This is a genomic window from Niallia circulans NBRC 13626, assembly GCF_001591585.1.
Lineage (GTDB): Bacteria > Bacillota > Bacilli > Bacillales > Cytobacillaceae > Niallia > Niallia circulans.
Map to the genome: position 1 here is coordinate 34,016 of NZ_BCVE01000024.1, position 25,808 is coordinate 59,823.

Here is a 25,808-nt window from a genome sequence, read left to right on the forward strand (position 1 = left end):
TGCCTTAATTGGCAACAACATTTTTATTTTTTCTTATCATAAAACATGCCATCTATGGAGATATTTCCACCATACGGATCATTATATTGATTAATCCTTTTCTTTCTCACTTGCTGCTGCTTTAAATCTGTTTTTATTTTCCCTTGCAAAGAAACCATCTTGTCCTGCAGAAGTTTCTCTGAAGATATCATTTCCTTTTTATCTGCTTCATTAATCTTCGGCCATAAAGGAAGCTGATTTAATAGTTCTTCCCTCTTCTCTAATAAATCATTTATTTCCTTTATAACAGCTTCTCTTTCCTCTATCGTTCCTTCCTCTATCGTAAGAAGTCCAAGCAGCTTTTTCGTACACTCTTTATAGTCAGTTAATGGATTCATTATGCTAATCCATTGGAAGGTCCAATATCTTTTTTCGCTATTTTTATTACTTCCTTCCAAGTATCACGAAATTCGATAACATAACCTTCGACTTCATTTAATATATTAATATCATTCTTAGTATTAGCTTCCACTAATCTTCTGTAAATATAATCGTACATTTGGAGCATATTTTTAGAAATATCAATCTCTAAATTTAATGTAATCATCAACTCATTAATGATATTTTGGGCTTTACCAAGATTTTCATTTCGTTTTTCAATATTTTTATCCTCAATAGCTCTTTTGGCTAATGTAATAAATTTCAAACAACCATTATACAGCATAAGAGTCAAATCACCGGGAGACGAAGTATTGACTGCATTCTGCTTATAGGTTTGGTATGGTTGATTAATTGCCATCTACTTACTCACCCCTAAGTTATTATGATCCATTTTGTGCAAAAAAGCCTGCTAATTGCGAAGATTGATTATTTAATTTCTGTATAGCCTTTTCCATTGCATTATACTGTGACCAATAACGATCTTCTATTTGCTTTAATCGATATTCCATTGATTCAATATTATCATCAATTCGCAGCATATCTTTACCAATGGTATAATTATATTCCGTTTTAAACGTATTACCAGCTTTTTCTTCAATTTGTTTCATAGTATCTGATATATCCGTTCTTAGCCTTCTCGCTAATCCTTGTTGATCAGTTGTTGGGCCATCCGCCATAAATAACTGGTATACCGCTTCTGGATTATCTTCGATTGCTGCTTTTAATTTATCTTCATTAATCTCTAGCTTACCACGTTCTAAATAGTCCTTCGAAGTAGTGATCCCAATTTCAGCCAACTGATTATATTTTTCAATTGTTTTTGTTTTATCATTAACTGTTACAGACGCATATAAGGAGTTTCTCATTTTATTTAAACCAGAGGTTAAAAGGGGATCTCTCTTCAGTAAGCCACTTTTCGCCTTTTCCTCCCATTGCTCAATCTCCTTTTCACCCATTGCCGCCTTCTGTTCTTCTGTAAGAGGCTGAAAAGCTGAATAACGCTGAGCAGTAAGTTCTGTATTAACAGCACCGATTGTTTCATTATATTTATCGACAAAAGATTTTATCGTATCAAAAATACTATCTGTATCAGTTTGAATATTTACATTCACACTTTCACCAGCAGCAGTATTTTTATTTAAATTAAAGGTAACATCGTTCATGGTAAAGGTATTGGATTTTCTAGATGTTTTTAATCCATTAATGGTGAATTCAGCATCAGACCCAGCAGTTTTTTCAGTTAAATTTAGAGTTTTAGTAAAAAATTCGGCATCCTTTCCCAAAAACTCAATTTCTTCTGCCCCATTATTTAGTATGCCAGTATCTGTGCGTTGTGCGACCACTTTATCAGTACCAGTGTCATAAAACATACTGATCCCGACATTAGAACTATTAATTTTACTAAACATACTATTTAATGAAGTGGAACCATCAATTTTAAAACTTTGCTTATTTTTTGTACCATCTTCATTTGTTGTTTGAATATCAAACTCAATGTAGCTGTTCTTCTTAAGATTGTCCCCACTCACTGTTACCGTGCTATTTTCTGGAAGAATTTCACCAAATGTCATTTTTCCAGTGGCTGGATTAACATATACAGTATCAGCTGCTCTAGTACCTTTCTCTGGAGCATCTCCTTCTATCAGCTGAACTTTAAACGTTTTATCGGTTCCTCCTGTTACAGTTATTGAATCAGGAAATCCAGATAAGGAAGTACCGCTTAGATATATTTCATCACCTTGTCCTGTTAAAGTCTGTGAAAAACTTTCTCCCTTCCATTGAATTCCAGAGTCATCAGTGAGTTTGCTTTGCTGGGAAAGTAAACTCTTGGTAGGATCTAGCGTACTATTACTAATTTTATCTGCACTTTGTACTTTAGCTGACTTTGCCATTACAACATCGGAGATATTATATGAAACATTCCCTGCATTCGCTTTTGCACTTACTGATACTATATCCTTGTTTGAAGAAACAGCAGTTCTTTTCATCATATTTGATTGTTTGGAAATACCTTCAAATATGAAAGTATCGAACTCTTTTAATTTTGCATTCATTGTTCGGTAATTATCACGTTGCCATTCTAAAATTTGCTTTTGTTGTTTTAGTTTGTCTAGGGGCATACGCTGCACTTTCATTAATGAATCGACAATCGATTGTGTGTCAAGTCCACTGGCAAGACCGGTGAATTTTATTGAATTTACACTCATTATAAATCCTCCTATAATTTAAAGCTTTTTATCGATAAATATTCCGATAAACTCTGTCATTTTTGCATAGATGTCTAAAAGTTCTTTAGATGGAATTTCTCTTATAACCTTCTCTGTAGCTTTATCAACGACTTCTATATAATAGCGTTCTGTTTCATCATGGACCTTAAAATTTATAGAAGTATAATGTGGCTTTAAAAATTCATTGATACTCGTTACTATTTCTTCCGCTTTCTCTTTTTTCAGAATGTTAGTCGATTCTTCTGAAAGAGTATCCACCAATTTGGTGTAGTCCCTATTATTTAAGCTAATTTCATTATCATTTCTGGTTGAGTTCACTAAGTTAGATATAGTCGATTGTTGTTGATTCATCTCCAATTTCATCCATATAACAGCTCCTCTATCAGATCCTTTAATTTTTATATCGGATACTCTAAACATTTATTAACAAAAAGTTATTTCAATTGTAAATAAAATGGGATAAATAAGGAAAATTACCTTGCTTTCGAAAAATGGCCTATTACTTTCTGCACAGCTTTTATTACAGATCGCACATCTACCTCTGTCATTTTCGGAAATAAAGGAAGTGTAATCGCTTCTTCATAGTAGAGTTCAGCGTTAGGACAAATCCCCTTCTTATATCCTAAGTTTTGGTAATAAGCTAAAGTATGGACTGGGATATAATGAACATGCACACCTATATTTTCAGCACGTAAAGCTTCAAATATAGTCTTTCTATCTACACTTAAACTGTCTAATCGCAATCGAAGCATGTATAAATGCCAACTTGATTCACCAGCTGCCTCTTGAAAAGGTACCACTACATTCGGAATGTTATGAAAAGCAGCTGTATATTGATTAGCAATCTCTCTGCGTCTTTTCACAAAACTATCAAGTCTTTTTAATTGAGAACATCCTAAACTAGCTTGTATATCTGTCATTCGGTAGTTCATACCTAAATCAACCATTTCATAGCTCCATGGTCCCTCATCCCCTTTTAAAGTATCCTTCGTGATGCCATGTGATCGAAATAATCGAAGTTTTTTTGCATATTCTTCTGAATTAGTGACAATAATGCCACCTTCACCTGTCGTTATATGCTTGACAGGATGAAAGCTGAACATCGTCATATCAGCTTGAGAACCAACCTTTTCTCCCTTATAGGAAGCACCAATCGAATGTGCACCGTCTTCTATAAAAACTAAACGATGCTTTTTACATAACGCTTTGATTCCATCTAAATCCGCCGGCTGTCCTGTATAATCTACAGCAATAACTGCCTTTGTTTTAGAGGTAATCAGTTTTTCGATATTAATTGGGTCAATGTTATAAGTTTGTTTATCAATATCTGCAAAAACTGGTTTTCCTCCCATATAAAGAACACAGTTGGCGGACGCTGCAAATGTCATTGGGGTTGTAATGACTTCATCTCCATCATCTATGCCAGCTGCATAACAAGCTCCATGCAGAGCAGCTGTGCCATTTATAAAAGCAACGGCATATTTTGTGCCGACATATTCGGCTATCGCTTGTTCAAATTGATCAATTTTAGGACCCTGTGTTAAATAAGGACTTTGTAATGTTTCTACAACTGCCTGTACATCTTCTTCTGTAATCCATTGTTGGCCATATGACAGAAACTCCTGTCTTACTGGTTGGCCTCCATACAATGCTAATTCCATTTCATTTTCCTCCTTTGGAAAAAAGCCACCTTACATCAGGTGACTTTTAATCCATTCTTCCGTTTCTCTTAATCCTGCTTCTAACGTATACTTAGGGCTCCAATTTAATAATTGTTTTGCCTTATCATAATTGCATAAAAGCTTTTGAATCTCACTTTGCGGATGAATATGTTCAATGTGTTTAATACGGTCCGAATCTCCAACAATTTTAAGGGCCAGTTCATTGATAGAAACGTCTCTTCCTAAGCCAGCATTTACAATTTCTCCGTTTACAGCATCTGAATATCCAGCATTCACAACAAACTCTGCACAATCTTCCACATATAATAAATCTCTTGTTTGCGTTCCCTCACCATATATATGAAGCTGCTCTCCAGCTATTTTTTTCTTCAGAAAAATGGCTACTACGCCACCTTCTCCTCCAGTTTTCTGAAAAGGTCCATATGTATTAAACGGACGGATTACAACAGTCGGCAAACCGTAAGCATGATAATAAGACAATACCATATTTTCCGCTGCAATTTTACTTCCTGCATAAGGAGAAGCTGGTTTAATTGCATGCTGTTCTGTAATCCCTGTTTCATCGGTACATTGATCATACACCATACATGTACTCATAAATACAACCTTTGTGTTGGTTTTTCTACACTGTTCCAATACATAGAAAGTCCCGATAGTATCGTTGTTAAAAGTTGTTCGAGGATCATCAATCGAATCTTGGACATTAATCGATGCTCCAAGATGATAGCAAATATCAAAGGATGTTTTAGCAAACAATTTCTCTAACAATGCCTCATCCTTAATATCGCCAATAATGAATTCCTCTAGTTGATCTTTAAATTCCTCAATATTTTTCTCACTGCCATTAGATAAATCATCTAAAATCCAGACTTTATGTCCATCTGCCAGCAACTTCTTTGCCACAGCTCTGCCAATAAAGCCTGCTCCGCCTGTTAATAGAATATTCTTCAACTTTAATCCTCCTACTGAATTGCTTTACCTTCCTTTTAAGCTTAAAACATGAACCACATTATAATAAGATCCAATATTTTTTATCATAAACTTGTTCTTAAATAGATTATAAGATAGTAATTCGCCCTTTATTTGAAACAATCCCAAGATAATGGTGTCCCTTTTTTAAAGGACTTCTGAAATTTCATCCCTAATGTCCGTTCAAAATATTTAGGCGACAATCCTTTACCTGGACGGATAGATCGAACATTTTCAGTAGTAACTAGCTCTCCTTCTTCTACATCCTTAACAATGTAAAGAGAACGTCGATGTTCTAAAGAGGCGGATTCATCTTTTGTTGTTCCATAAGTAACTTTCCCTAAACTTTGCCATGCTCGCTTACTATCTTCCACTAGTACTTTCATTTCTTGCGGTTCCATGGAAAAAGTAGAGTCTACTCCACCATCAGACCGTAATGTAGTAAAATGCTTTTCTATTACGGTTGCTCCTAATGCTACGCTAGCAACAGATACACCTACACCTAACGTATGATCTGACAAACCAACCTCACATTTAAAAAGCTCTTTTATATGTGGAATTGTTCTAATATTCGTATTTTCCGGGGAAGAAGGATAAGTACTTGTACACTTCAATAATATTAAATCCTCACACCCTGCTTCTCTCGCGGCACGCACGGCCTCATCAATTTCAGCGATACTCGCCATTCCAGTAGAAATAATAACTGGTTTGCCTGTCGAAGCGACTTTCTTGATAAGAGGAATGTCGACATTTTCAAAAGACGCAATTTTATATGCAGGAACATTTAATGTTTCTAAAAAGTCAACCGCACTTTCATCAAAAGGAGAACTGAAAGCTATTATACCTAACTCCTCACATCTCTTAAAAATTTGTTCATGCCATTCCCAAGGAGTATATGCTTCTTTATATAATTTATAGAGTGAGCTTCCCTTCCATAAATTATTGTCATTCTCAATAAAAAACTCCCCTTCATCAATATCCAATGTCATTGTATCGGCTGTATAGGTTTGTAACTTTATCGCATCGACACCTGCTTCCGCAGCTTTTTCAACAATTTGTAATGCTCTTTCTAATGATTGATTATGATTTCCGGACATCTCCGCGATAATAAAGGGAGGATGGCTTTCTCCAATTAATCGGTTTCCAATACGTATCTCTTTCATTTGTACCCTCTTTTAATTTATTTTTTAATTTCTTTACTGTGTTTTTCGAAGAATTCAGTTGGATTCATAAGAAGATCCATATTTGCTTCAATTTTATCATTTGGCCAATCCCACCATCTAACTTTATTGAGAATCTCAATTTGTTGATGAGTAAATCTGTATTTTAATACCTTAGCAGGTACTCCTACAACTACTGCATAGTCTGGAACATCTTTCGTAACAACTGCTCCTGCCCCTATTACTGCCCCATTGCCAATGTTCACGCCCGGCAATATCACTGCATTAGCCCCAATCCATACATCATTTCCAATGATAATCGGCTGATTTTTCTCTATTGATAGAATATCAATTGGATTAACATTTCCATTCATTATAGGTCCTCTTACTTCTCTTCCTATTATTGATTCTTCTACATATAGAATAGGATGGGTTGTGATCAAATCTATCGGATGATTTCTAACACCAATTATAGCTGAAGAATGTATAGAACAAAATGCACCTATTTTTTTTAATACTCCCATATCGAAACTACAGTATTTTAAATATCCATAACTAAACTTGCCTATTTGTATTCCGTTAATAACTTGTTCATAATCCTTAATTTCTGGATTTTGTTTACTTATAGGATATCTACTATAATGTTTGTCCTCAATTAGTCCCATACTTATTAATTGCTTAGAAATCACCTTATAACTAGCACTTGCAATAAAAATAAAAAGATTATCAAAGGTATCTTCTAATATATATTTGGGTGAATGAACAGGTTTATTTAAAAAGGTAATATCCCATCTTGTTGAATTATTATCAAGATAATAAGAGACCTCTCTACTAATTAATTTTAAATTAGCTGATAACTTAATCGCACTAGAACCTGTACCAAATATTACTATTTTTCTATCTTGTACATTCTTCTCGATATAATCATTTAACAAAATTAGTTGATCATAGTTCATTTATTTCTTCAACTCCGTGTCCTATTGAGGTTATTAAATAAATGTATCACTAACAAAACGAACCATTTTTACTCCAGATTTTGCGGGAACAAAGGAATAATCATTAATATTCATTCCCTCTGACTCTAATAAAAACCAACGGAAACTGTCTAACCCTGCATTTATACTTAATGTACTTGCTCCGCCAAATCTAGCATTACACTCTATTATGTGATAATTATCTTTCTCGTCTTTTATAACCTGCAAAACAACATGTCCATATAAATTTAATTTTTCTACTAATACTTTTGCTAACTCTTCTAAGCGTTGATCTTGAAAGGTTGTAGTAATTTGAGATTCCCCATTTACTACTAAGTCCCGTGTTCTACATACGACTCCTTTGGACTTTCCATTTTTGCCAACATATAAATCTATGCTTATTTCTTTTCCATCTATATAGGGCTGATAGATTGGCTCCATTAATTTTTTTGCATGCAATTTGGCATTTTCTTCATTTAAATTTATTCCGATATTTTGCGAACCTGCGCCAAATCTTTCTTTTACCACATAAGAACTTGCTTTAACTTGATCAATTGACAAAGCAGTGGGAATGACAGGTAGGTTGAATGACTCTAACTCCTTAGCAAAAGTTAATTTATCTAAAGAAGCAGCGATTCCCTTTTCATCTGATACCATAACGTGTACACCCGCTGCTGCTAATTGGTCTTTATTACGAGCAAACCATAATAATTCGCCATCACGTGTCGGAATAATATATTTAATTGTATTTTCCTTACAATAACGTAACAGCTCATCAACAGTTAAATCAGAAAGTAAGGGCATATGCCAAAAATCATCAGTAAAGTATGCTGCCATGCTATTCTCGTTACCATCTGCACTTATTATTTTGCTATCCCAACCTAACTTTTGAACAGCTTTTCTAACTGCTTCTATTAAAGGTACTTTTTTAGAGGCACTGGTAATTAAAATATTTCCAAATGCTTCGGTATCTTCCTTCTGTTTCTCCACTTGTTTCTTTTCGAAAGCAATTAATTCTGGAATCATATCCTCTACTTGTTTTTCAGGTCTCCAGCCAGTATATTGTTTTAACTTTGTTACATCAGCTTGAGAGGCTTCATAAAGGATATCACTTTCTTCTTCTGCATAATCCATATCAGGAAAATGCTGTTTTAAAATTGCTACTACATCTGACACTTTTCGTGCATTTCCATTACCAAGATTCACAACACCACTTGCATCGCTAACAGCAAGCCTTAAAAGTCCTTCTGCCACTTCTCCTGCATAAATATAGTCAAACATGCCTTCTTTTCGATAGACTTTTATTGGCTCCTTATTTAATAGAGCTCTAATCCATCTTGAAATGATGTCACGAGAATTCTTTCCATAAACGCGATAAATCCGAGCATTAACCGAACTAAAAGAAACCTGGTTAAACCCTTCTAAAAAGCGCAGTTCAATTTCATGCATTAATTTAGCCACACCTGTCAGATTCCGTGGATAGATAGGGTCACTTTCTTTTAACAATGTCGGCACGGAAGCCGGCTGATTAAATTGATATAAATCAGGATTATAAATTAGGTAACTAGAAGCAAAAACTACTCTTTTTAGATTAGAATTATCTTTTAAACAATCCATTAAATGATGGCCTAATTTTACATTATGCTGGTCATTCTCACTCCAAAATTCATATGTTTCCACCGATCTTTCAAACGTTGCCGCTAAATGAAAAAAATATTCCGGATCAAAAGCATTCAGTTCTTCTTTTGTTATGTAATTTAAATCTCCTTGCCAGTATTTAATATCTGTTGACCATTCCGCTGGTTTGGATTTTAAATCTCCTACAAGAATTTCTGCACCTAATTGGTGAAGCTTAGAAACTAATTCCCTTCCAATAACTCCTGCACCACCGCTAACAAAAACACGCTTGCCGTTAAGCATGATTAACACTCCTTACTTAATAAACATCCATGTAGTAATGAATCGACAAATTCATTTTTTATTACAACATGCTCCTTCATTCTTCCCTCAAATTCAAACCCATTCGCTTCTAAAATCCCCACATGAAATGGTCGTATATCATACGTTTCTGTGAATAAACGATTAAATTTCAGCTGCTGTTTTGCTATTCTTTTTAAAAAGTTTAAGAAATACTGAAAATCTTTTTCGTACAGTTGATTAATTTTTACTCGGTTAGGGTCAACTAAAAAGGATACTTCTGCTCGTTTAGCCTCCCAATCAATATTTGTCAATCCTCCATATCCGATTAATTCTTTATTATAAAAATAACTAAAAAGCAATTGTTTAGGTTCTTCTTCCCTAAAAAGCGGGATCACTACTTTTTGGTAATACAAAACTTGTCCTTCATCTGTTAATGGCTGCTTTTGTCTTAATACATCCATTTGTTTATTTCGATATTCCTTTATCTTCACCATATCTTCTTGTCTAAGCGGCTCTATATGATAGTTATCCTCCTTTAGCATATTCGCCTTTAGGCACTTATAACGATAGGATTTACTTACCATGCTGTCCAACCACCATCCACACATAGATTATGACCTGTTACAAAAGAAGAAGCATCTGATGCGAGATAAGCAACCGCCCCTTTTAATTCTTCCGGTCTCCCTACTCTGTTCAATGGATTCTTCCTAGCTAGCTGTTCTACAAATTCTCCATTTTTCAGTACTTCAGGTTTTGGAAACGGGCCTGGCGAAATGGAATTAGCTCTAATTCCATCCTTTCCATAATGACTTGCTATATATTTTGTAAATTGGATAATAGCTGCTTTACCAGCACCATAATTGGGCGGATTATTTTGGCCACTGTCCCCGTATATTTCTGGATTTGGCGATACTACTCCATACATAGAGGAAATATTAATAATATTTCCAGAGCCTTGGGCAACCATATAGGGCAAAATACTATTTATCAAGCGAAAGGTCTGATTAATTGTTCCATCAATACCCATTTCCCACATCTTGTCAGTCATGGATTCAATCTTCCCTGTTGATCCATATGAAGCATTATTAATCAGAATATCAACCTTTTCAAACTCTTTCAGAGCTACTTCAACACAATTAGTAATCGAGTCTCTATTTGAAACGTCTAAATAGATAGGTAGGCAAATAACTCCATATTGATTCATTAATTTTTCCGCTAGCAGTTTATTATTTTCTTGGTTTCTGCCTGCTAATATTACATTGGCACCTGACTCTGCAAGACTTTCAGATATTGCGGTGCCTAAATGTCCGCTGGCACCAGTTATAAGAGCGGTTTTATGTTTTAAAGAGAATAACTCCTTCAACGATTTCAATACTAATCCCTCCATTTTGACGGATTTATTATATTTTCAGGAATATCTCTAAAGGATATATTAATTTCATCCATAATTGAAGAGGAGAGCGTAGGCAATTCACTAATACGTATGTTTTCTCTCAACTGTTCCAAAGATTCACATCCAACAATCATTTTATCCACATAAGAATTGTCTCTTATAAAAAGAAAAGCGAGCTCACTTATCTTCAATTTCTCCCTTGCCGCAATTTCTTTTAATTTTAGTAAATACGGAGAGGCAGCTTTTATAGAATTGGGCAGCTCCTGCTCTTCTAAAAATAATAGCCCCTGCAAATAAACGCTTCTAACATGGATTTCAATTTTATTATTACTTAATTCTTGTAGAAGCCCCTCATTTATTAAACGAAGGTCAAAAACATTCATTGGCACTTGAATGATGTCAAAAATCCCTAACTCTATTACTCTTTTCACCTGCTCAGGTGAATAAATAGAAATTCCCATTTTATTAATGTGATACTTTTCTTTCAGGTTTTCAATCCATTCACGATCTTTTTTCGTTAATTTTTCCAAAATATTTGCATCATGAAATAACACACCATATAGCTTTTCTATCCCTAATTTTTTCTGTGATGCTCTTATAGATTTTTCTATTCCATCTATATTATTTTCGCTCATAGAAGGAATTTTAGTAATAATATTTAACGATTCACCCATTTCTTCTTTTAAAAAGGAGCCTATTATTTCTTCACTTTGCCCATATCCAGGTGCAGTATCAAATGACAAAATTCCGTGCTTTACAGCATATTTTAAGATTTCTGCTGCTTTTTGCTTATTAGGTTGACCAATTCTGTTTGCTATACCATATGCCTGTCCTAATTGAACCGTTCCTAAGGCTAATTTCTTTTGCGTGCGATTCATCTTATTTCACCTTTTTTTGTTCAATATGTTGATTTATCATAGTTAATTCTTTATTTCCCTCAAGATAATTTAGAATATCCTCTGTAGAGATGAATTTATTATCTGCAAAATGCGTCGCAATAACAGATAAGAGTTGATAATCCTCTTGTGTATCTAATGTTAATCTTACTTCTTTGTCTAAAACATACTTGGGAATATCTATGTCCACTTGTTTAAACAATTCTCTATTTTCATAAGCATAGTAAGTTACATGCTCTCGATGATAATCTTTCTTGCCATGGTTATAGATATAAGTCAACGCTGAAGAAGAAATAATTTCAACTCCTAACCCCAATGGAATAAGCTCATTATATATTGCAATATCTCCTTGCACTCTCGTTGTCTCTTCAATAACTGCATCAGCTAGTTCATAATGAAAGAAGGGACAATCGCCAAGTGCCCTGATCACATAATCTGCTTTATATTGTTTTGCACATTCAAAATATCTAGATAATACATCTTCTTCCGAGCCTTGAAATACCTCTATACCATTTTGATTACACCATTCTACAATTTGATTATCAGCTTCTTTCTCAGAAGTCGCCACAATCACTTGGTCAATTCCTTTTGCTGCCTGACATCTTGAAACAGCATAATCTAACACATTCGTACGTCCAAATGGTAACAACACCTTCCCAGGCAGCCTTGTCGAACCCATTCGTGCTTGTAGTATAGCGATAACTTTCATGCTTTCACCTGTTTCTTATCTTATTTCCATTAAGGAATAAATCTTTTTATCTGCTTCATATCCTTGATCAAGGTTTGTCTGCATATGATCTCCAATTTCTCTTATGATACGGATTGTATGGAGACCTAATTTTTTCGCCGTTATGAAATCCTTATTGGGATTATCCCCTATATAAACACAATCTTCCATATCCACCTTTAAAAATTCGCTCATCCTCTGAAAAGCGAGGGGATGGGGCTTCCAAAACTCAGAACCACCTAAATCATCTGTAACAATAATAGAGGGAATTTGCTTATCTAAGCCTAACGCTCTTAACTTATTCCATTGCATGGTCGAATTCCCATCTGTGATAATACCAATGGGAATCTTCTTTTCCGTTAATCTCTTTAGGCATAAAACAGCATCCTCGTATAAATGAATAGAAGGCTCATGCTTACGATATACATCTACTAATTGCTTTACATCTACCTGAATACCATACCTGTCACAGACATGATTAAATACCTTTCCTCGTCCGTTTTGTTTCCATTCCATTATAAAATGCTCGGCCAATTCTTCTTCATCGAGAAAAGGATTCGCTTTTGCAAGAAAGGAAGCAACACTGTAAAATCCTGATTTCACATAATCATGCTCACAATACAAGGTGTCATCCAAATCAAATATATAGGCTTTATAATTAAACATTTTAAAACTTCCTTTTTATCGTTCTGTTATCATCATTATTATTATCGGAAAAGTTGAACGTTTATTAAACAAAAAAAGACTTGAGAATTCAAGCCTTTTTGATTATTTTAGATACTGAGTTTTTAAACATTCCCATACCCGATATAACCAATCTATATTTTTAAAGATTATAACAATATAAATAACTACATCTAATCTTTGAACGATAGCTCCTAAAGAAATTAAAAAGAAGATTGTAAAATGATCAAATCCTGGTATAATTCCTTTACTTAAAAACCATTCCTTCCATTTGGCACGCTTCATTTTATTTCTTCTCATAAAAGGAAGTATATAATAATGAACAATAAATAAATCCCAATAGATTGTTACAATAAATAATATTTTTGCCCATAATGGTACATCTATAATTATTGCTACTGTTAAAAACAGAACTATTCTAACTAATTGATCAAAAAATTTATCTAATTTTGCTCCTAAAGCAGAGCAATTATTAGTTAGTCTCGCTAAATTCCCATCTGCTCCATCCATAAAATGATGAAGCTGAAGAAGGATTGCCCCTGTAATCCAATAGTCGAAAATAAAAAATACCGATGCGACTATTCCTAAAAAACCAGCAATAATAGTAACCATATTTGGTGTTAGCTTCAAATCATAGACTATTTTTGTAAAGAACGGATCAATTACATGGGCATAATAGCGATTAATTGCATATTCGTGTTCTCTTCTTTGCTGAACAATGTATTTGTTTTTAAATACCTGATACTCTTTTGTTATATTCATACCTTATCTACCATTCTTTTAATAATTCATTTTCATATCCTAATGAAACGAAATGCTTTAATCTTTTAAGTCCCAACTCTGTTAATTGCTTTTCAATATCCACATAATACATACTAGCAATAATGATAAAAATTTCATCTATAGTTTCATCTGCTAACACATTAGGAGTATGGATTTTCTTACCATTAACTTCCTTCCCAGACAGCTCTTTATTGTTATCTAAGAAATAAGACACAGTACCATTCAATTCCATTACTCTTTCCAGTAATCTTAAGCCACTACCACCACTACCAAATATTATAATCCTCTTATCCATTAATAACTTGTGAATAATAGCATTTTCAGGCGGAGTATCATCTTTCCAAGGTGTCATGGCTAAGTACTTTTCATACTCTTTTTTAAATGGATGATTATTTAAGAGCTGCCAAGGTTTAGAGGCTTCAGTAAAATGGACAAGTTTTGGCCCTCTAAATGAACTATTGCCATAAACATCCTGACTTAATATATTCCATTCTGATGGGATTTCAAGGGAATCATTATACAATAATGCATTAATCCCATCTTGATCGTGATAAAGTAAATTATCCCCAAATTTATTTAGATAAGTAAAAACGTTTGAGGAATGATTACATTGCCTCCATTTATTTAAATTCATTAGTAATACACCTGCATTAAAATATGGTGCTTTCTTCGGCATATTCAAATATTCATTTCGTTGATAATTAGCTGCTTCTTTTTTTGCCCCAATAGAAAACTCACTTATATCCATATTCCACAATTCACTGATATCTCCATTAACTACGATATCACTATCCAGATAGACAACTTTATCTATATCATTACTAAGTAAGTTAGGTATTAAAATTCTATAATATGTCGCTGTTGAAAGATGTTTATCTACCTTCAATTTCTTAATCTCTTCTTCATTTGTCATAAGAAACCTAAACTTAGCTTTATTTGTAATGAATATCTCTTCTAATTTGTCAATGTTCTCCTGATGAATACCACCATTTATAATATAAAAATTTATGTTTCTAGTTTTAGTATTATTAATAATGGATATAATTAAAACTGCAAGATGTTTCACATATCTATCATCACAAGCACACACTATATTTATCAAATTAACACCTTCAATAATAATCATTTAGTCAACAGATTTAAATAATAACTTACAGAACTTCATAATTATTTTGTAGTTTCATTAAAACTCTTAAGTTAGATTAGTTCATCTATTATTACAATTTGTTGAGGATTAATTCCATATCTATTTATTAGGTTTTCTTTAATTACATACCTTTCTTCTGAAAGAACAGATATAAAGTATGTTATTTGTTGTTTATTTTTAAGGTTTTCTATCCCTATTATGGGACAACCTTCAATTTCTTTTCCTACAATCGAACTATTGCTATCTATATAACTGATCACTCTTATACCATAATTATTTAATGTTTCCTTAAAATAATATGCCATTCTCTTAGATCCAACAATAACACTATTATTCTTTATACTTTGTACCTTCTGCTCTACTTTGTTTTGTTTAAGCTCCTGTTCAGGTAATCTAATATAGTTTGAAAATACAGATTCATCCCATAAATCAAATAATGCTTTTTGATAGTATCCTACTGCCTCAGTTATATGAAATAATTTTTTTGCTATAATTGATTCTAAATATGTTTGTGAATAAATTTTTTTCATTCTATTAGAATCTAGTAAGAAATGTCCCCATTCAAGAAATTTTATATATTCCTTAGGTGAAATTTCTTTTATTTGGGCATTACTTAGTTTGGTATGAATTATCAATTCTTCAGGTAATGGATTGATATCTAATCTTTTCAACTGCTCTAATCTTATTTTATCTGCAAATTGTTGTTGTATTTTATAACCAGCAGTTGATATTTGTTCCTTATGTCTTCTATAATAATAAAGTACCTCCGGAATACAATGAATTTTAATATTATTATTTAATTGTGTATACCATTGATAATCAACAGCTGCCTTAAAGCTTTCATCATGATAAAGTAATTTTTCCTTCGTAATCTTATCTTTACGAAACATCATAAAACTAGGTATTCCTGGTTGAAATAACCAATTAGCTCTAATTGCTTCATCAGTACAATCGTATGAATGTATAGCTCCATATCGATTATCTTTAATCTCTTGAACCTTACATACTACGACATCAATATCTAAGTTTTCATCTAGAAAGGCAGACTGTTTAAATAATCTATCTTTATGATTTATATCATCCGAGTCTGATATTGCTATATATTCACCAATTGCATGTCTAAAGCCAATATTCCTACTTGCTGCTACTCCTAAATTAACTTTATTCTTAATTAACTTTATTCGTTTATCTTTATATTTTCCAATTAAGTTAACTGTATTATCTGTAGAACAATCATCAACTATTATTATTTCGATATCTGCTAGTGATTGATTTAGCAGACTATCAATATTGTCACATATATATTTTTCCCTATTAAAACTAGGTATAATCACACTTACTTTTGGTTTTTTCATTCTATTCTCCTTTGAATATAGTCAAGGAGTTAACTTGCTTTTATTTTATAGCTTTTAGTATAGTCTGCAGCTACTTATTAACAATCAAGAAGTTTTCTCCTCTTTTGTATCCTTTACTTTCTAATTGAAAGGAAATTTCCCTATACCAACTCGAAGCAATAATAATAAAATCTTCATTAAAAGAAATTTGACTAGGATCGTTTATAACAACATTTTCTATAAACGAATCCCAATGTTTAGGGTTATTGTCATAAAAATTTTTTATTTTTATTCCAAGACCCTTTAAAAAAGAATAAGTTAACTTTCCAAGTTCTCCAGCACCAAAAATGCAAATATTTCCATGAGAAATACCCTTCAATAGAACTGATATATCAGTATCCTCTAAATAGAAAAAATAATCGTTAAAATCATCCATTAAAAATTCTTCATTTCTATTAAATATTTTCTTTTTTAGTATTTCAACTTCTTCCCAAACTCCTGTTCGTTTGGTTATTTTTGGTAACACTTTCTGTTCCAACTGATATAAATTACGCCAATTAAATAACAAACTCTCCCAATTTTTATGTTTCCCTTTTAATCTATCTTTTGATATTCGTTGTTTTTCTAATTTCTTGTGTAGATGTTCTTCATTATTAGCATAATCATGCAATATTATAGAAATTGGAGAATAAATTTGTTTTTTCATATCTGGTTCATACTCCAATAATCTAATAGAGAGATCTGGTCCCCCATGACCAAATGTAATATTATCATCCCAGCCTCCAACTCTATAAAAAGCCTCAGCATTGATTGAGGCATTTCCCTCCAAATCAATATACGAAGGGAAAAATTTGTTGCCATGATAATAATGGTTCTGTTTTGTATTTAGAATATTATTATTTATCTTAGGCAAATAAACTCCTCTCACACATATTACATCATAAACTTCAAAAGTTAATAAATGAGACTCAACTAATTGTATATCTGGTATTCCATCATCCTCTAGAAAGAGCAAAATTGGCCCATTAGCAAAAACTGCACCAACATTTCTTGCTAAATAGGCACCAGTATTTTTATTTAATTTAATATAAGTATCGACAAAAGGAAGTACTTCAATAAACTCTTCATCACTCCCACCATTATTTACAAATATTAATTCAAAGTTATGACATCGCTGTTTTTGAAGTATCTGTATGTTTTTAATAGTATCTGGGTGTCTTCTCCATGATATTATTACAATAGATATACGAGGATTATTTATTATTGTTTGTCTTTCTGCTTTCTCGAAGCATTTGATGTACTCCTTTTTCTTAAAATCCCATTTTTTCTTGTTTAGCTCTTCATTTAAAGAATAAGTATAACTTGACATATTTTACTCCTAAGTATTGATAATAATACATAATTCATATATCAAAAAAACGAACAAGATATTTTAGCATTTCTTCTGTCTTTTTAAATATTTATTATATCGCTAGGTAACATTCCAATTCATTAAAGAGAGTCTATCTCTTATTTCTCTACTATAAACATAGATCTCTTCTCTTATTATTCAAAATCTATAAAGTATTACAATCTTATTATTTTGTTTTCTTAAAAAGTCGCACAATTCTTCTTATAACAGGAATTTACTCTAACTGAAATTATAATTTTAACAATGGCCTGAAGCCATTTACTTTGTAACTTTTACTACCTTTTGTATAACTCCAGTAATTCCCATCTTTACCATACCATTTATCTAGACGACAGTACTTTCCTCTTATTACTATCTTATCATTTGTATTTTCTACAATATCGTTGCACCAAGAAGTTCTTCCATCTATTAAATTCCAATCAACTTCATCCATTAAAGGGCTTTCTATATAATTCGCCCAATCACTATCAATATCTTTTTTATTTTTCCCTCCAGTTGGTAAACTTATTTTCTTATTTAGTCTGTTTTCCTCTAATCTAAAATTATTTAAACAACTTTTAATATTAATCCAAGAAATTTCATTTTGCACATTACGATCAGCAATTAATTTTCTTTGACCATCTTCTTGATCCACCATAATAAAATAAAAATCCCCATCCGGATATGCAGAAGCTTCTGGCGGAAGGAATGGCCCTATTTCTTCGCCTAATCCACTAAACTGTCCAACCTGATTATATTTAGCAGCATAATGACAGCGAATTCGCTCACCGATTTTTATTGTATTTATATCTGTAACTTCGTTTACGTGAAATAATCTTCCTGTTCTCTCTATCTCCACTCCTGTAAAATAAAAATTACCTTCTCCTTTAATTACAACATGATGTTCTTTATTCTCCAAATTTGATTCTTGAAAGAGCATTTGATTTATTCTTTTTGCAAAATGCTCCTCTTTTTTATTTATATGGGTAGTAAATCTTTTAACAGTACCATCTATCGTTATTTCCATATTTTTCGAACTTAGTTTACTAGTAGAGCCAAAAATCTTAAATGATGTTCCTGTAAATTTAAACTCTAATTTAGAATTCCCGCTAGAAACCATCTTTTTGACAGGATAATTAACCATTTTGCTAGGAGCATAGTTTTCTTTTTTCCATTCTCCTTGAAAATTAAAAGCTCCACAATCACTTGCATAGAATTTGTAGTGCTGCTGTTTTGCAGTTGTTTCAAGAAGTAAATGCACATTATATACACTTCCAATCACTTGATCCATTGTTTGTTTGCATCGATTAACATATGGAAGAAATGCATTGAGCACTAATTTTGCCTTCTGATATATTTCCTCAGTCTTTCTAATTTCTGTGGCTCTTATAATCAATGCTTGATATTGGCTTCTATTTATTGGAAGAATATATACTTTGTAAAAGTCATTATTAGTTAGTTTTTGCATTTCATTGTTCAACTGATTAATAGATTTGTCGAGTTTTTTTGCTTGTTTTTTCTTAGCTAACTCTTCTATCTCTATAAAGTATTTTAGAACTCGCTTATGCAATTTTAAATATTGCTCTATCGATTGTTCTACTAAACCTATCTTGTTACTTAGAGTGTTTTCAATGTAACTTGATTGTTTATTATGCCAATCCTTTGAGACAACTTCGATTTTTAATCTTTCTTCCATTAAAAGACTTAATGGCTGATATTTAGTTCCAATGATAGCAGCTCCGCCATTTGTAGTATTTATAACTTCGATATTTTTATAGGAAGATACATAATGTTCTAAATAAGTCTTCATATTAATAAACCCTTTAGTAGACTTAATTAAATTGCCATGTACATCTTCTACCATTACAATATTTTCTTTATCCTCTTCAATCTTTTCCTTTTCATTTTCTATTTCACTTGAATAGCGTTGCTCTCCTTTTAGAGCCAGGTTTTGTCCGACCAAAATGATTGGATTAGATTTTAATTCGCATGCAAGCTGCAAAGTAACTGCAGCGATAGTTGGTGCATCATTAATTCGTTTAACATATTGAGCAGAATCTCCAATATAATATGGTGTAATGGTATCCTGAGAAGTAATCATATGAAGTTTAGGTCCCGGATAGTGCTTAAGTGTTTCAAATCCCACGCTCGTCCCATAAATCATGGGGACATCAATTACATCTTCCTCCAGCATTTTTGTAAAAACAGTATAATTTATATCCTGAGGATCATAAGTACAAACAGCATCCGGAATAATTCCATTAGCAATTAATGCCTTATTTGCGGAACCGACTGCAAAAATATAGGCTGTTTTATCTCTCTTAATTTTTTTTAAATTCTCATACTCTTCTTGTAAAGAGGGACCCGCTGATACAATTATTAAAGGCTTATCCTTAAATATATGATCAAAACCGTTTAGAATATTAGGTGTACTCAATGTTGTTGGCAAATTAATTAAACTGTTTAATGTCCAACGTGCACTATATTTATTATCTATATAATGACTCTCATACTTTGCAGCAACTGCCTCTTTAAAATCTTCTGTAAACTGTTGAAACTTTCGTTCAAAGATTCTCTCATAACTTGGCAAAGCGATTAGCATAATCCTCTCTTGAATATTCCCAGTTAAATTAATTAAGAAATCTTTTGGGTCAGTATCCACCGTATCAATAAATACATTTTTCAACCGACTCAAATCTAAATTATCCAATCGATTGGATTCAAGAAATTGATAAAACACACTAGGTACTGGTTCAAATAAAGAATAATTCATATTAGGATATCTCTTTAATAATGTCTCTACATGATATCCAAGTCCTACACCATAAAAGAGAACATGGTCATATTTTTCAAATTCATCCTTATAGCGTTCTATTAGAACTTCAGCTTCTTTTCTTGGATCATATTTACTGTGAAGATAATAGTTTCTATTTTCAATCATGACAGATAACGTTGGTGTATTTTCAACTTTTGTATGCAATATCTCTAATTTCTCTTCATCTGTCTCATTATTTAAAGTATTTAAGGAACTACGTAAATAAGGAAACATGTTCATAAGAAGTTTTTGGTTCTCTCCCATCCTGAGTCCCTCCAATCAATGTATTTATCAAAGTAGATTTTCTTCTAAAATCCATGTTTTTAATATATCCTTTGATATTACTGCCTCCTCATGAGGATGTACTTTTTGAAACGTCGGAGTAATTAAATTTGGATAATTCTCGCCTGTCGCACCATATGGTGGCCTGATTATATACATATCCTCTGTTTCTAATGCAACTCGACCTTCATCTTCGGTCATTAATTCTTCATACATCTTTTCACCAGGGCGTAAGCCGATTTCCTTAATATCAACTCGATGGGAGCTGTACTGCTGTTCCATTTCATCGACAATGATTTCCACTAAATCCTGCAAGCGTATAACCGGCATTTTCAAGACAAAAACCTCTCCGCCGTAAGCTATTGCATTAGCCTTTAACATTAACGATATTGCCTGCTTAGGCGTCATCATATAACGAAGCATTTCCTTATTGGTCACAGTCACGTAACCTTTTTCTATAATTTGCTTTTTAAATAATGGGATAACTGATCCCCTTGATCCCATTACATTGCCGAATCGAACAGAACTAAAAATGGTATTTTTAGGACCCTTTTGATAGTTGGCTGCAGAAACAAGCCTTTCAGCCGTCAATTTCGTTGCTCCATAAGCATTAGTAGGGGCAATCGCTTTATCTGTACTTGTAAACAAGACTCTTTTTACACCAGCATCTAATGCAGCTTGAATGACATTTTGTGTTCCGATGACATTTGTTTTCACCGCTTCAAAAGGATTATACTCGCACGCAGGTACATGTTTCATTGCTGCTAAATGAAACACAAAATCAATATCTTCCATTGCCATTAACAGCCTCTGCTGATCTCTCACATCACCAATTAAGTATCTAATATTAGATACATTCCCCATCTCTTGCTGCAGTTCAAATTGTTTATATTCATCCCTGCTAAATATCCGAACAACTTCCGGTTCACACTTTAAAAGTTCTATTAAAAGCTGCTTACCTATTGTTCCTGTTCCGCCAATAATCAAAATCTTTTTACGATAGTATAGCTTATTATCCATTTAATTAACTCTTTTCTATTTATTTATAACCTGAAATGTCTCTTCAGTGATTGATCCAATTGATTCAAATTGTGGAAGAATTTCATAAGAAATAATATCTCCAATTAGGATGTAATCATGACTTTCTATTGCGTCCAGCAGGTTGGGTAATTCAACTTCGAAATGATTAGCGACATTCAATAGTTTTTCCTTATACTCATTTAACTCCGTATTGCCCATACTTTTTATCGTACTATACATCCAATTTAATCCTTCCAATAAATCTTGAAGCATGCCCCATGATTCTTCTGTTGGGGATTGATAAAATTGCTCTGTAAGCTGTTTAATACTTGGGATAGCACGATTACTATATTCGTTTAATGATACCGTTAAATCGTTAATAAATTCATCAATTGTTTTTGTCACTAATTCTATTTTTTCAATTGTATTGATTTGCTCCATAATTTGTTCTTCAAAATCACTATAAACTTCTTTTCCATTAATAATTAAGTGACTAAAGTATAATTTGTTTTTTTCTAAGTCTTCATTAATTTTTTGTATAAGTATATCTATATTTTTCACGCTATTTTCATAAATAAGCATTTCACTGGATAGATGTAATTCCATTTAGTAACCCCCAACAATGTATTCTACTTACTATATCGGTATTATTTCTAAGAGTTGAATAACAAAACAGAAGATAAATAATGGAAGGAAAGGTATCGAGGCGTTATAAAAGCAAAAAATGACTACCGAAATCCGGTAGTCATTTAAGATTATTAACCTAATAATTGTAATACTGCTTGTGGACGTTGGTTAGCTTGAGCAAGCATAGATTGAGATGCTTGAGAAAGGATGTTAGACTTAGTCATTTCCATCATTTCTTTTGCCATGTCTACGTCACGTACACGAGATTCAGCAGATTGTAAGTTCTCAGAAGAGTTACCTAAGTTACTGATTGTATGCTCTAAACGGTTTTGGAATGCTCCAAGTTTAGAACGTTCAGCAGAAACTTGGTTAATAGCTGCATCAATAGTTGAAATTGCAGAAGTAGCTTTTTTATGATCGCTGATATCTAAAGCATATACTTCAGCACCAGTAGCATTACCAGCATCTGTAAGTTTATTTGCAGCACCTGAAGCAAATTTAGAATCTGCTGATTTGGCAACAAGTTCAGCCCCAATAGTAGTTCCATTTTCTGTCAATACTTTATTTGCTCCTGTAACCGTTGCACCACTAGCTGAATTGTAGTCTTCAGTTCCAGCTGTACCGCCAGTTACCCATGCATTTTTTTGGCCAGCTTGAGTAGATTGGCCAATTTGTGCTGTAGATCCTGCCGTACCAGCAATTCCAAGTGCTTCTGCACGCATATCAAAAATATCAACAGTAAAGTTTTGTTGTGAGTTTGCACCAACTTGTAAGTGTAAACCATTTCCGCTTTCTGTATTACCAGCAGTTGCAACTCTATTACCACTGCTTAAGCTTTGTGAACCATTCAATAATTTCTTTTGGTTAAACTCAGTATTGTTACCAATACGGTTAATTTCAGAAGTTAATTGGTTTAATTCTTTTTGTAGCTCTTGACGGTCTTGATCTGTATTTGTATCATTCGCTGCTTGTGTAGCAAGTTCACGCATACGTTGTAGAATAGAATGCGTTTCGTTTAAAGCACCTTCAGCTGTTTGGATTAAAGAAATACCATCTTGAGAATTACGTTGTGCTTGATTTAAACCGCTGATTTGTCCACGCATTTTCTCAGAAATTGCTAGACCTGCTGCGTCGTCTCCTGCACGGTTAATACGTAAACCAGAAGATAATTTCTCCATAGATTTAGAAGCATTTGTTTGGTTTGCACCCATTTGGCGATAAGTATTCATCGCTGATAAGTTATGATTGATAATCATTGTTTGTTTTCCTCCCTGAATATAAATAATTCCACATCCATGTGGTTAGCCGGTCATTTCAAAAAGTCGGCCGCCTTCTTGAATTGCCGTTCTATTAAATATATCGACAGGGAATTATTTATGTTTAGTATATTGACAATAAAAATCTAATTATTTTTTCCTAATTGATTAGTAAGATTTTTTATAAAATCTACGGAAGCATCTCCTGCTTCATTATTTTCATTTTGAATAGCTACATATACCTCTTTTCTATGTATTTCGATATTTTTTGGGGCTTCGATTCCGATTTTTATTTGCTCTCCTTCAATTGCTAGGATTGTTATTTCAATATCATTTGCAATTTTTATCGATTGATTTACTTTTCGTTTTAATACCAGCATTATTTAGAACCCTCCTTTTGTTCCTTGAAAAGAAAAAGTTCATGTTTGGTTTGATAATCTGAATCTACTAGTATGACTTGTTTGCCTCTTTTCAGCTTATCGTTTATAACGATTGGTCCTTGAAGATTAGCTGTAATGCTTTTCAATTCTTCTTTAATGGTTAATAGAGAAAAGATGACTACTTCTTTTGTATCTTGTATTTTTAATAACTCTTTCACCTCATCGGAAATTTTCACTGCGTATTCTTTAAAATACAAAAATGGATCTATCATGACAAAAGCTAATAAGGGGGTTGCTATTGATTGAAGTACGAAAAGGTCTGCTCCACCTTCTAAAGGCAATATATAGAATTCTTTCTCCTCTTCAAATCCAGGTAATCCTTGTTCAAATCGAATTATTTTGTCTTTTTCTATAGAGACATTACCATGAAATTTCGTTTTAATTTCCACTTTATACCCACCATTCTCAATTTAATTTATTATCTGCATCCATTAGAAAAAAATTCTGTTTGCCATCTATCTATAGTTAATTCTATTATAAACGAAAAAAGCTATCCAATCGGACAGCTTATCGTAAAAAGTCTACTAATGATCTTTGCATAATTTGCGCTCCTACTTGAAGGGATGCATTATGAACCAGCTGCTGTGTTAAGTAGCCCATCACTGCTTCTTCAAAATCCATATTTTCATTCTCAGAAAGTGTTTCATTCGCAACAACCTCTTGCTTCTTCAATCTACTTTCAACCATTTCAGCACGATTCAATTGTGCTCCTAATTGAGATTGTGTGGAAACAACATCCGTTATATACCCATCAATTGCATCTAATGATTTAGTAATTTCCTTCCCTGTTGCGTCTGGGTCCAAGATCATTTTCTTAATTGCCTCAATTCCGCCAAACATATCTAATGAAAAAGCATTACTTGAAGTTATATTAACAGGGATAGATATACCTTTTGAGACTTCTAATAGCACTTGATTTGAATTCGTCGAAACAGCAGTATCTTTTGAAATAACAATACTTCCACTATCTATTTTCTTTTCTGCAGCAACTGTTTCTCCATCTTTATATGGTAATTCTTCTTGATAGATATATGTTATTTCTCCTGTATTTCCATCAATTTCAATCGAAGAGCCATTTTTATTTTTAAACATATTATCAGTACTATCATAGGTATATTTATTTCCTTGATAATTTATTACATATTCAGAAGGATTAATAGACCCATCTGCTAAACCAGCTTGAAATCCCTCAAATTCCATATCTATTTGATTTAAATTCATGGGAGAGGACGCTGTATCCGTGCCATTAAAAATATACTTATCCCCTACTTTTGTTTCTGCCAATGTTACTAACTGTTCTTGTAATGTGGTAATTTCATCGACAATATTCTTACGTGCCGTTTCATCATACGTATCATTTGACGCTTGCACTGTCAATTCTCTAATTTTTTGTAAAATTTGGTTCGCACTATCTAGTGCAGTATCAGCATTTTCCATCCAGTTATATCCTTCATTAAGGTTGCGCTGATATTGTTTTATCTCCGATACTTGTGTACGATAACGCATCCCTTTCATGGCTACAACAGGATCATCAGAGGGTTTAGTTATTTTTTTCCCTGTTGTAATTTGATCAGAAAGCCTTTGTAAATCCTTATAGCTGTTACTAATGTATTTCAAATTATTATTGGTAAGCATTGATTGAGTTACTCTCATTTGCCTGT

General features: G+C 32.9%; 25 protein-coding genes. All 25 read right to left on the minus strand.

Annotation, left to right across the window (positions count from 1 at the left end):
- Nucleotides 1-23 precede the first annotated feature (23 nt).
- The 25 genes from BCI01S_RS20880 to flgL all read right to left on the minus strand — a co-directional run bounded on the left by BCI01S_RS20880 (nucleotide 24) and on the right by flgL (nucleotide 25,800).
- The gene (locus tag BCI01S_RS20880; protein ID WP_061800935.1) at nucleotides 24-377 is read right to left on the minus strand and encodes a hypothetical protein; all 354 of its coding nucleotides are present in this window, start codon (nucleotides 375-377) and stop codon (nucleotides 24-26) included.
- Nucleotides 377-778 (minus strand): flagellar export chaperone FliS, encoded by a 402-nt coding sequence (fliS, locus tag BCI01S_RS20885; RefSeq protein ID WP_047943890.1) that lies wholly within the window; start codon nucleotides 776-778, stop codon nucleotides 377-379. The genes BCI01S_RS20880 and fliS overlap by 1 nt, the downstream gene beginning before the upstream one ends.
- 22 nt (nucleotides 779-800) lie before the next feature.
- Complete coding sequence (gene fliD / locus BCI01S_RS20890) at nucleotides 801-2,627, minus strand: flagellar filament capping protein FliD (RefSeq protein WP_061800936.1); 1,827 nt, start codon at nucleotides 2,625-2,627, stop codon at nucleotides 801-803.
- An 18-nt stretch (nucleotides 2,628-2,645) separates the two neighbouring features.
- Nucleotides 2,646-2,999, minus strand: a complete 354-nt coding sequence (locus tag BCI01S_RS20895; RefSeq protein ID WP_161798407.1) for a flagellar protein FlaG — start codon at nucleotides 2,997-2,999, stop codon at nucleotides 2,646-2,648.
- A 122-nt stretch (nucleotides 3,000-3,121) separates the two neighbouring features.
- Nucleotides 3,122-4,309, minus strand: a complete 1,188-nt coding sequence (gene pseC / locus BCI01S_RS20900; protein WP_061800937.1) for a UDP-4-amino-4,6-dideoxy-N-acetyl-beta-L-altrosamine transaminase — start codon at nucleotides 4,307-4,309, stop codon at nucleotides 3,122-3,124.
- Between the two features lie 30 nt (nucleotides 4,310-4,339).
- Nucleotides 4,340-5,281, minus strand: a complete 942-nt coding sequence (locus BCI01S_RS20905; RefSeq protein WP_047943887.1) for an SDR family NAD(P)-dependent oxidoreductase — start codon at nucleotides 5,279-5,281, stop codon at nucleotides 4,340-4,342.
- Between the two features lie 128 nt (nucleotides 5,282-5,409).
- Complete coding sequence (gene pseI, locus BCI01S_RS20910) at nucleotides 5,410-6,462, minus strand: pseudaminic acid synthase (protein WP_061800938.1); 1,053 nt, start codon at nucleotides 6,460-6,462, stop codon at nucleotides 5,410-5,412.
- A gap of 17 nt (nucleotides 6,463-6,479) precedes the next feature.
- Complete coding sequence (locus BCI01S_RS26305; protein ID WP_061800939.1) at nucleotides 6,480-7,415, minus strand: CatB-related O-acetyltransferase; 936 nt, start codon at nucleotides 7,413-7,415, stop codon at nucleotides 6,480-6,482.
- A gap of 33 nt (nucleotides 7,416-7,448) precedes the next feature.
- Nucleotides 7,449-9,353 (minus strand): NAD-dependent epimerase/dehydratase family protein, encoded by a 1,905-nt coding sequence (locus BCI01S_RS24970; protein ID WP_082810111.1) that lies wholly within the window; start codon nucleotides 9,351-9,353, stop codon nucleotides 7,449-7,451.
- 2 nt (nucleotides 9,354-9,355) lie between these two features.
- Complete coding sequence (locus BCI01S_RS20925; protein WP_167555742.1) at nucleotides 9,356-9,937, minus strand: GNAT family N-acetyltransferase; 582 nt, start codon at nucleotides 9,935-9,937, stop codon at nucleotides 9,356-9,358.
- On the minus strand, nucleotides 9,931-10,725 hold the full coding sequence (locus tag BCI01S_RS20930; RefSeq protein ID WP_235844547.1) for an SDR family NAD(P)-dependent oxidoreductase: 795 nt from the start codon (nucleotides 10,723-10,725) through the stop codon (nucleotides 9,931-9,933). Before BCI01S_RS20930 ends, BCI01S_RS20925 begins: the two co-directional genes overlap by 7 nt.
- Before the next feature lie 2 nt (nucleotides 10,726-10,727).
- Nucleotides 10,728-11,624: an aldo/keto reductase gene (locus BCI01S_RS20935; protein ID WP_061800941.1), complete on the minus strand. Its 897-nt coding sequence runs from the start codon at nucleotides 11,622-11,624 to the stop codon at nucleotides 10,728-10,730.
- 1 nt (nucleotide 11,625) lies between these two features.
- Nucleotides 11,626-12,351 (minus strand): cytidylyltransferase domain-containing protein, encoded by a 726-nt coding sequence (locus BCI01S_RS20940; RefSeq protein WP_061800942.1) that lies wholly within the window; start codon nucleotides 12,349-12,351, stop codon nucleotides 11,626-11,628.
- Nucleotides 12,352-12,366: 15 nt separating this feature from the next.
- Nucleotides 12,367-13,035 (minus strand): HAD family hydrolase, encoded by a 669-nt coding sequence (locus tag BCI01S_RS20945; RefSeq protein WP_061800943.1) that lies wholly within the window; start codon nucleotides 13,033-13,035, stop codon nucleotides 12,367-12,369.
- Nucleotides 13,036-13,137: 102 nt separating this feature from the next.
- Entirely contained in the window at nucleotides 13,138-13,815 is a 678-nt protein-coding gene (locus BCI01S_RS20950; RefSeq protein WP_061800944.1) for a CDP-alcohol phosphatidyltransferase family protein, read from the minus strand.
- A gap of 7 nt (nucleotides 13,816-13,822) precedes the next feature.
- Nucleotides 13,823-14,938, minus strand: coding sequence for a glycosyltransferase (locus tag BCI01S_RS20955; protein ID WP_061800945.1), 1,116 nt, complete (start codon nucleotides 14,936-14,938; stop codon nucleotides 13,823-13,825).
- A 95-nt stretch (nucleotides 14,939-15,033) separates the two neighbouring features.
- Nucleotides 15,034-16,338 carry a glycosyltransferase family 2 protein gene (locus tag BCI01S_RS20960; RefSeq protein ID WP_061800946.1) on the minus strand — a complete coding sequence of 435 codons (1,305 nt, stop codon included), beginning with the start codon at nucleotides 16,336-16,338 and terminating at the stop codon, nucleotides 15,034-15,036.
- Between the two features lie 70 nt (nucleotides 16,339-16,408).
- Nucleotides 16,409-17,686 (minus strand): glycosyltransferase, encoded by a 1,278-nt coding sequence (locus BCI01S_RS20965; protein ID WP_061800947.1) that lies wholly within the window; start codon nucleotides 17,684-17,686, stop codon nucleotides 16,409-16,411.
- 271 nt (nucleotides 17,687-17,957) lie between these two features.
- Complete coding sequence (locus BCI01S_RS20970; protein ID WP_061800948.1) at nucleotides 17,958-20,786, minus strand: motility associated factor glycosyltransferase family protein; 2,829 nt, start codon at nucleotides 20,784-20,786, stop codon at nucleotides 17,958-17,960.
- A 27-nt stretch (nucleotides 20,787-20,813) separates the two neighbouring features.
- Nucleotides 20,814-21,824, minus strand: a complete 1,011-nt coding sequence (locus BCI01S_RS20975) for an SDR family NAD(P)-dependent oxidoreductase (protein ID WP_061800949.1) — start codon at nucleotides 21,822-21,824, stop codon at nucleotides 20,814-20,816.
- A 15-nt stretch (nucleotides 21,825-21,839) separates the two neighbouring features.
- Complete coding sequence (locus tag BCI01S_RS20980) at nucleotides 21,840-22,430, minus strand: DUF8042 domain-containing protein (RefSeq protein ID WP_061800950.1); 591 nt, start codon at nucleotides 22,428-22,430, stop codon at nucleotides 21,840-21,842.
- 152 nt (nucleotides 22,431-22,582) lie between these two features.
- The gene (locus BCI01S_RS20985; RefSeq protein WP_061800951.1) at nucleotides 22,583-23,707 is read right to left on the minus strand and encodes a flagellin N-terminal helical domain-containing protein; all 1,125 of its coding nucleotides are present in this window, start codon (nucleotides 23,705-23,707) and stop codon (nucleotides 22,583-22,585) included.
- Nucleotides 23,708-23,853: 146 nt separating this feature from the next.
- Entirely contained in the window at nucleotides 23,854-24,087 is a 234-nt protein-coding gene (csrA, locus tag BCI01S_RS20990) for a carbon storage regulator CsrA (protein WP_061800952.1), read from the minus strand.
- Nucleotides 24,087-24,536: a flagellar assembly protein FliW gene (gene fliW, locus BCI01S_RS20995; RefSeq protein WP_061800953.1), complete on the minus strand. Its 450-nt coding sequence runs from the start codon at nucleotides 24,534-24,536 to the stop codon at nucleotides 24,087-24,089. Before fliW ends, csrA begins: the two co-directional genes overlap by 1 nt.
- A gap of 118 nt (nucleotides 24,537-24,654) precedes the next feature.
- The gene (gene flgL, locus BCI01S_RS21000) at nucleotides 24,655-25,800 is read right to left on the minus strand and encodes a flagellar hook-associated protein FlgL (RefSeq protein ID WP_061800954.1); all 1,146 of its coding nucleotides are present in this window, start codon (nucleotides 25,798-25,800) and stop codon (nucleotides 24,655-24,657) included.
- Between the last annotated feature and the right edge of the window lie 8 nt (nucleotides 25,801-25,808).

Coding starts and splice junctions, on each gene's coding strand:
- BCI01S_RS20880 (WP_061800935.1), bottom strand. CDS start 377: ATGAATCCATTAACTGACTATAAAGAGTGTACGAAAAAGCTGCTTGGA.
- fliS (WP_047943890.1), bottom strand. CDS start 778: ATGGCAATTAATCAACCATACCAAACCTATAAGCAGAATGCAGTCAAT.
- fliD (WP_061800936.1), bottom strand. CDS start 2,627: ATGAGTGTAAATTCAATAAAATTCACCGGTCTTGCCAGTGGACTTGAC.
- BCI01S_RS20895 (WP_161798407.1), bottom strand. CDS start 2,999: ATGAATCAACAACAATCGACTATATCTAACTTAGTGAACTCAACCAGA.
- pseC (WP_061800937.1), bottom strand. CDS start 4,309: ATGGAATTAGCATTGTATGGAGGCCAACCAGTAAGACAGGAGTTTCTG.
- pseI (WP_061800938.1), bottom strand. CDS start 6,462: ATGAAAGAGATACGTATTGGAAACCGATTAATTGGAGAAAGCCATCCT.
- BCI01S_RS26305 (WP_061800939.1), bottom strand. CDS start 7,415: ATGAACTATGATCAACTAATTTTGTTAAATGATTATATCGAGAAGAAT.
- BCI01S_RS24970 (WP_082810111.1), bottom strand. CDS start 9,353: ATGCTTAACGGCAAGCGTGTTTTTGTTAGCGGTGGTGCAGGAGTTATT.
- BCI01S_RS20925 (WP_167555742.1), bottom strand. CDS start 9,937: ATGGTAAGTAAATCCTATCGTTATAAGTGCCTAAAGGCGAATATGCTA.
- BCI01S_RS20935 (WP_061800941.1), bottom strand. CDS start 11,624: ATGAATCGCACGCAAAAGAAATTAGCCTTAGGAACGGTTCAATTAGGA.
- BCI01S_RS20940 (WP_061800942.1), bottom strand. CDS start 12,351: ATGAAAGTTATCGCTATACTACAAGCACGAATGGGTTCGACAAGGCTG.
- BCI01S_RS20945 (WP_061800943.1), bottom strand. CDS start 13,035: ATGTTTAATTATAAAGCCTATATATTTGATTTGGATGACACCTTGTAT.
- BCI01S_RS20950 (WP_061800944.1), bottom strand. CDS start 13,815: ATGAATATAACAAAAGAGTATCAGGTATTTAAAAACAAATACATTGTT.
- BCI01S_RS20960 (WP_061800946.1), bottom strand. CDS start 16,338: ATGAAAAAACCAAAAGTAAGTGTGATTATACCTAGTTTTAATAGGGAA.
- BCI01S_RS20965 (WP_061800947.1), bottom strand. CDS start 17,686: ATGTCAAGTTATACTTATTCTTTAAATGAAGAGCTAAACAAGAAAAAA.
- BCI01S_RS20970 (WP_061800948.1), bottom strand. CDS start 20,786: ATGGGAGAGAACCAAAAACTTCTTATGAACATGTTTCCTTATTTACGT.
- BCI01S_RS20975 (WP_061800949.1), bottom strand. CDS start 21,824: ATGGATAATAAGCTATACTATCGTAAAAAGATTTTGATTATTGGCGGA.
- BCI01S_RS20980 (WP_061800950.1), bottom strand. CDS start 22,430: ATGGAATTACATCTATCCAGTGAAATGCTTATTTATGAAAATAGCGTG.
- BCI01S_RS20985 (WP_061800951.1), bottom strand. CDS start 23,707: ATGATTATCAATCATAACTTATCAGCGATGAATACTTATCGCCAAATG.
- csrA (WP_061800952.1), bottom strand. CDS start 24,087: ATGCTGGTATTAAAACGAAAAGTAAATCAATCGATAAAAATTGCAAAT.
- flgL (WP_061800954.1), bottom strand. CDS start 25,800: ATGAGAGTAACTCAATCAATGCTTACCAATAATAATTTGAAATACATT.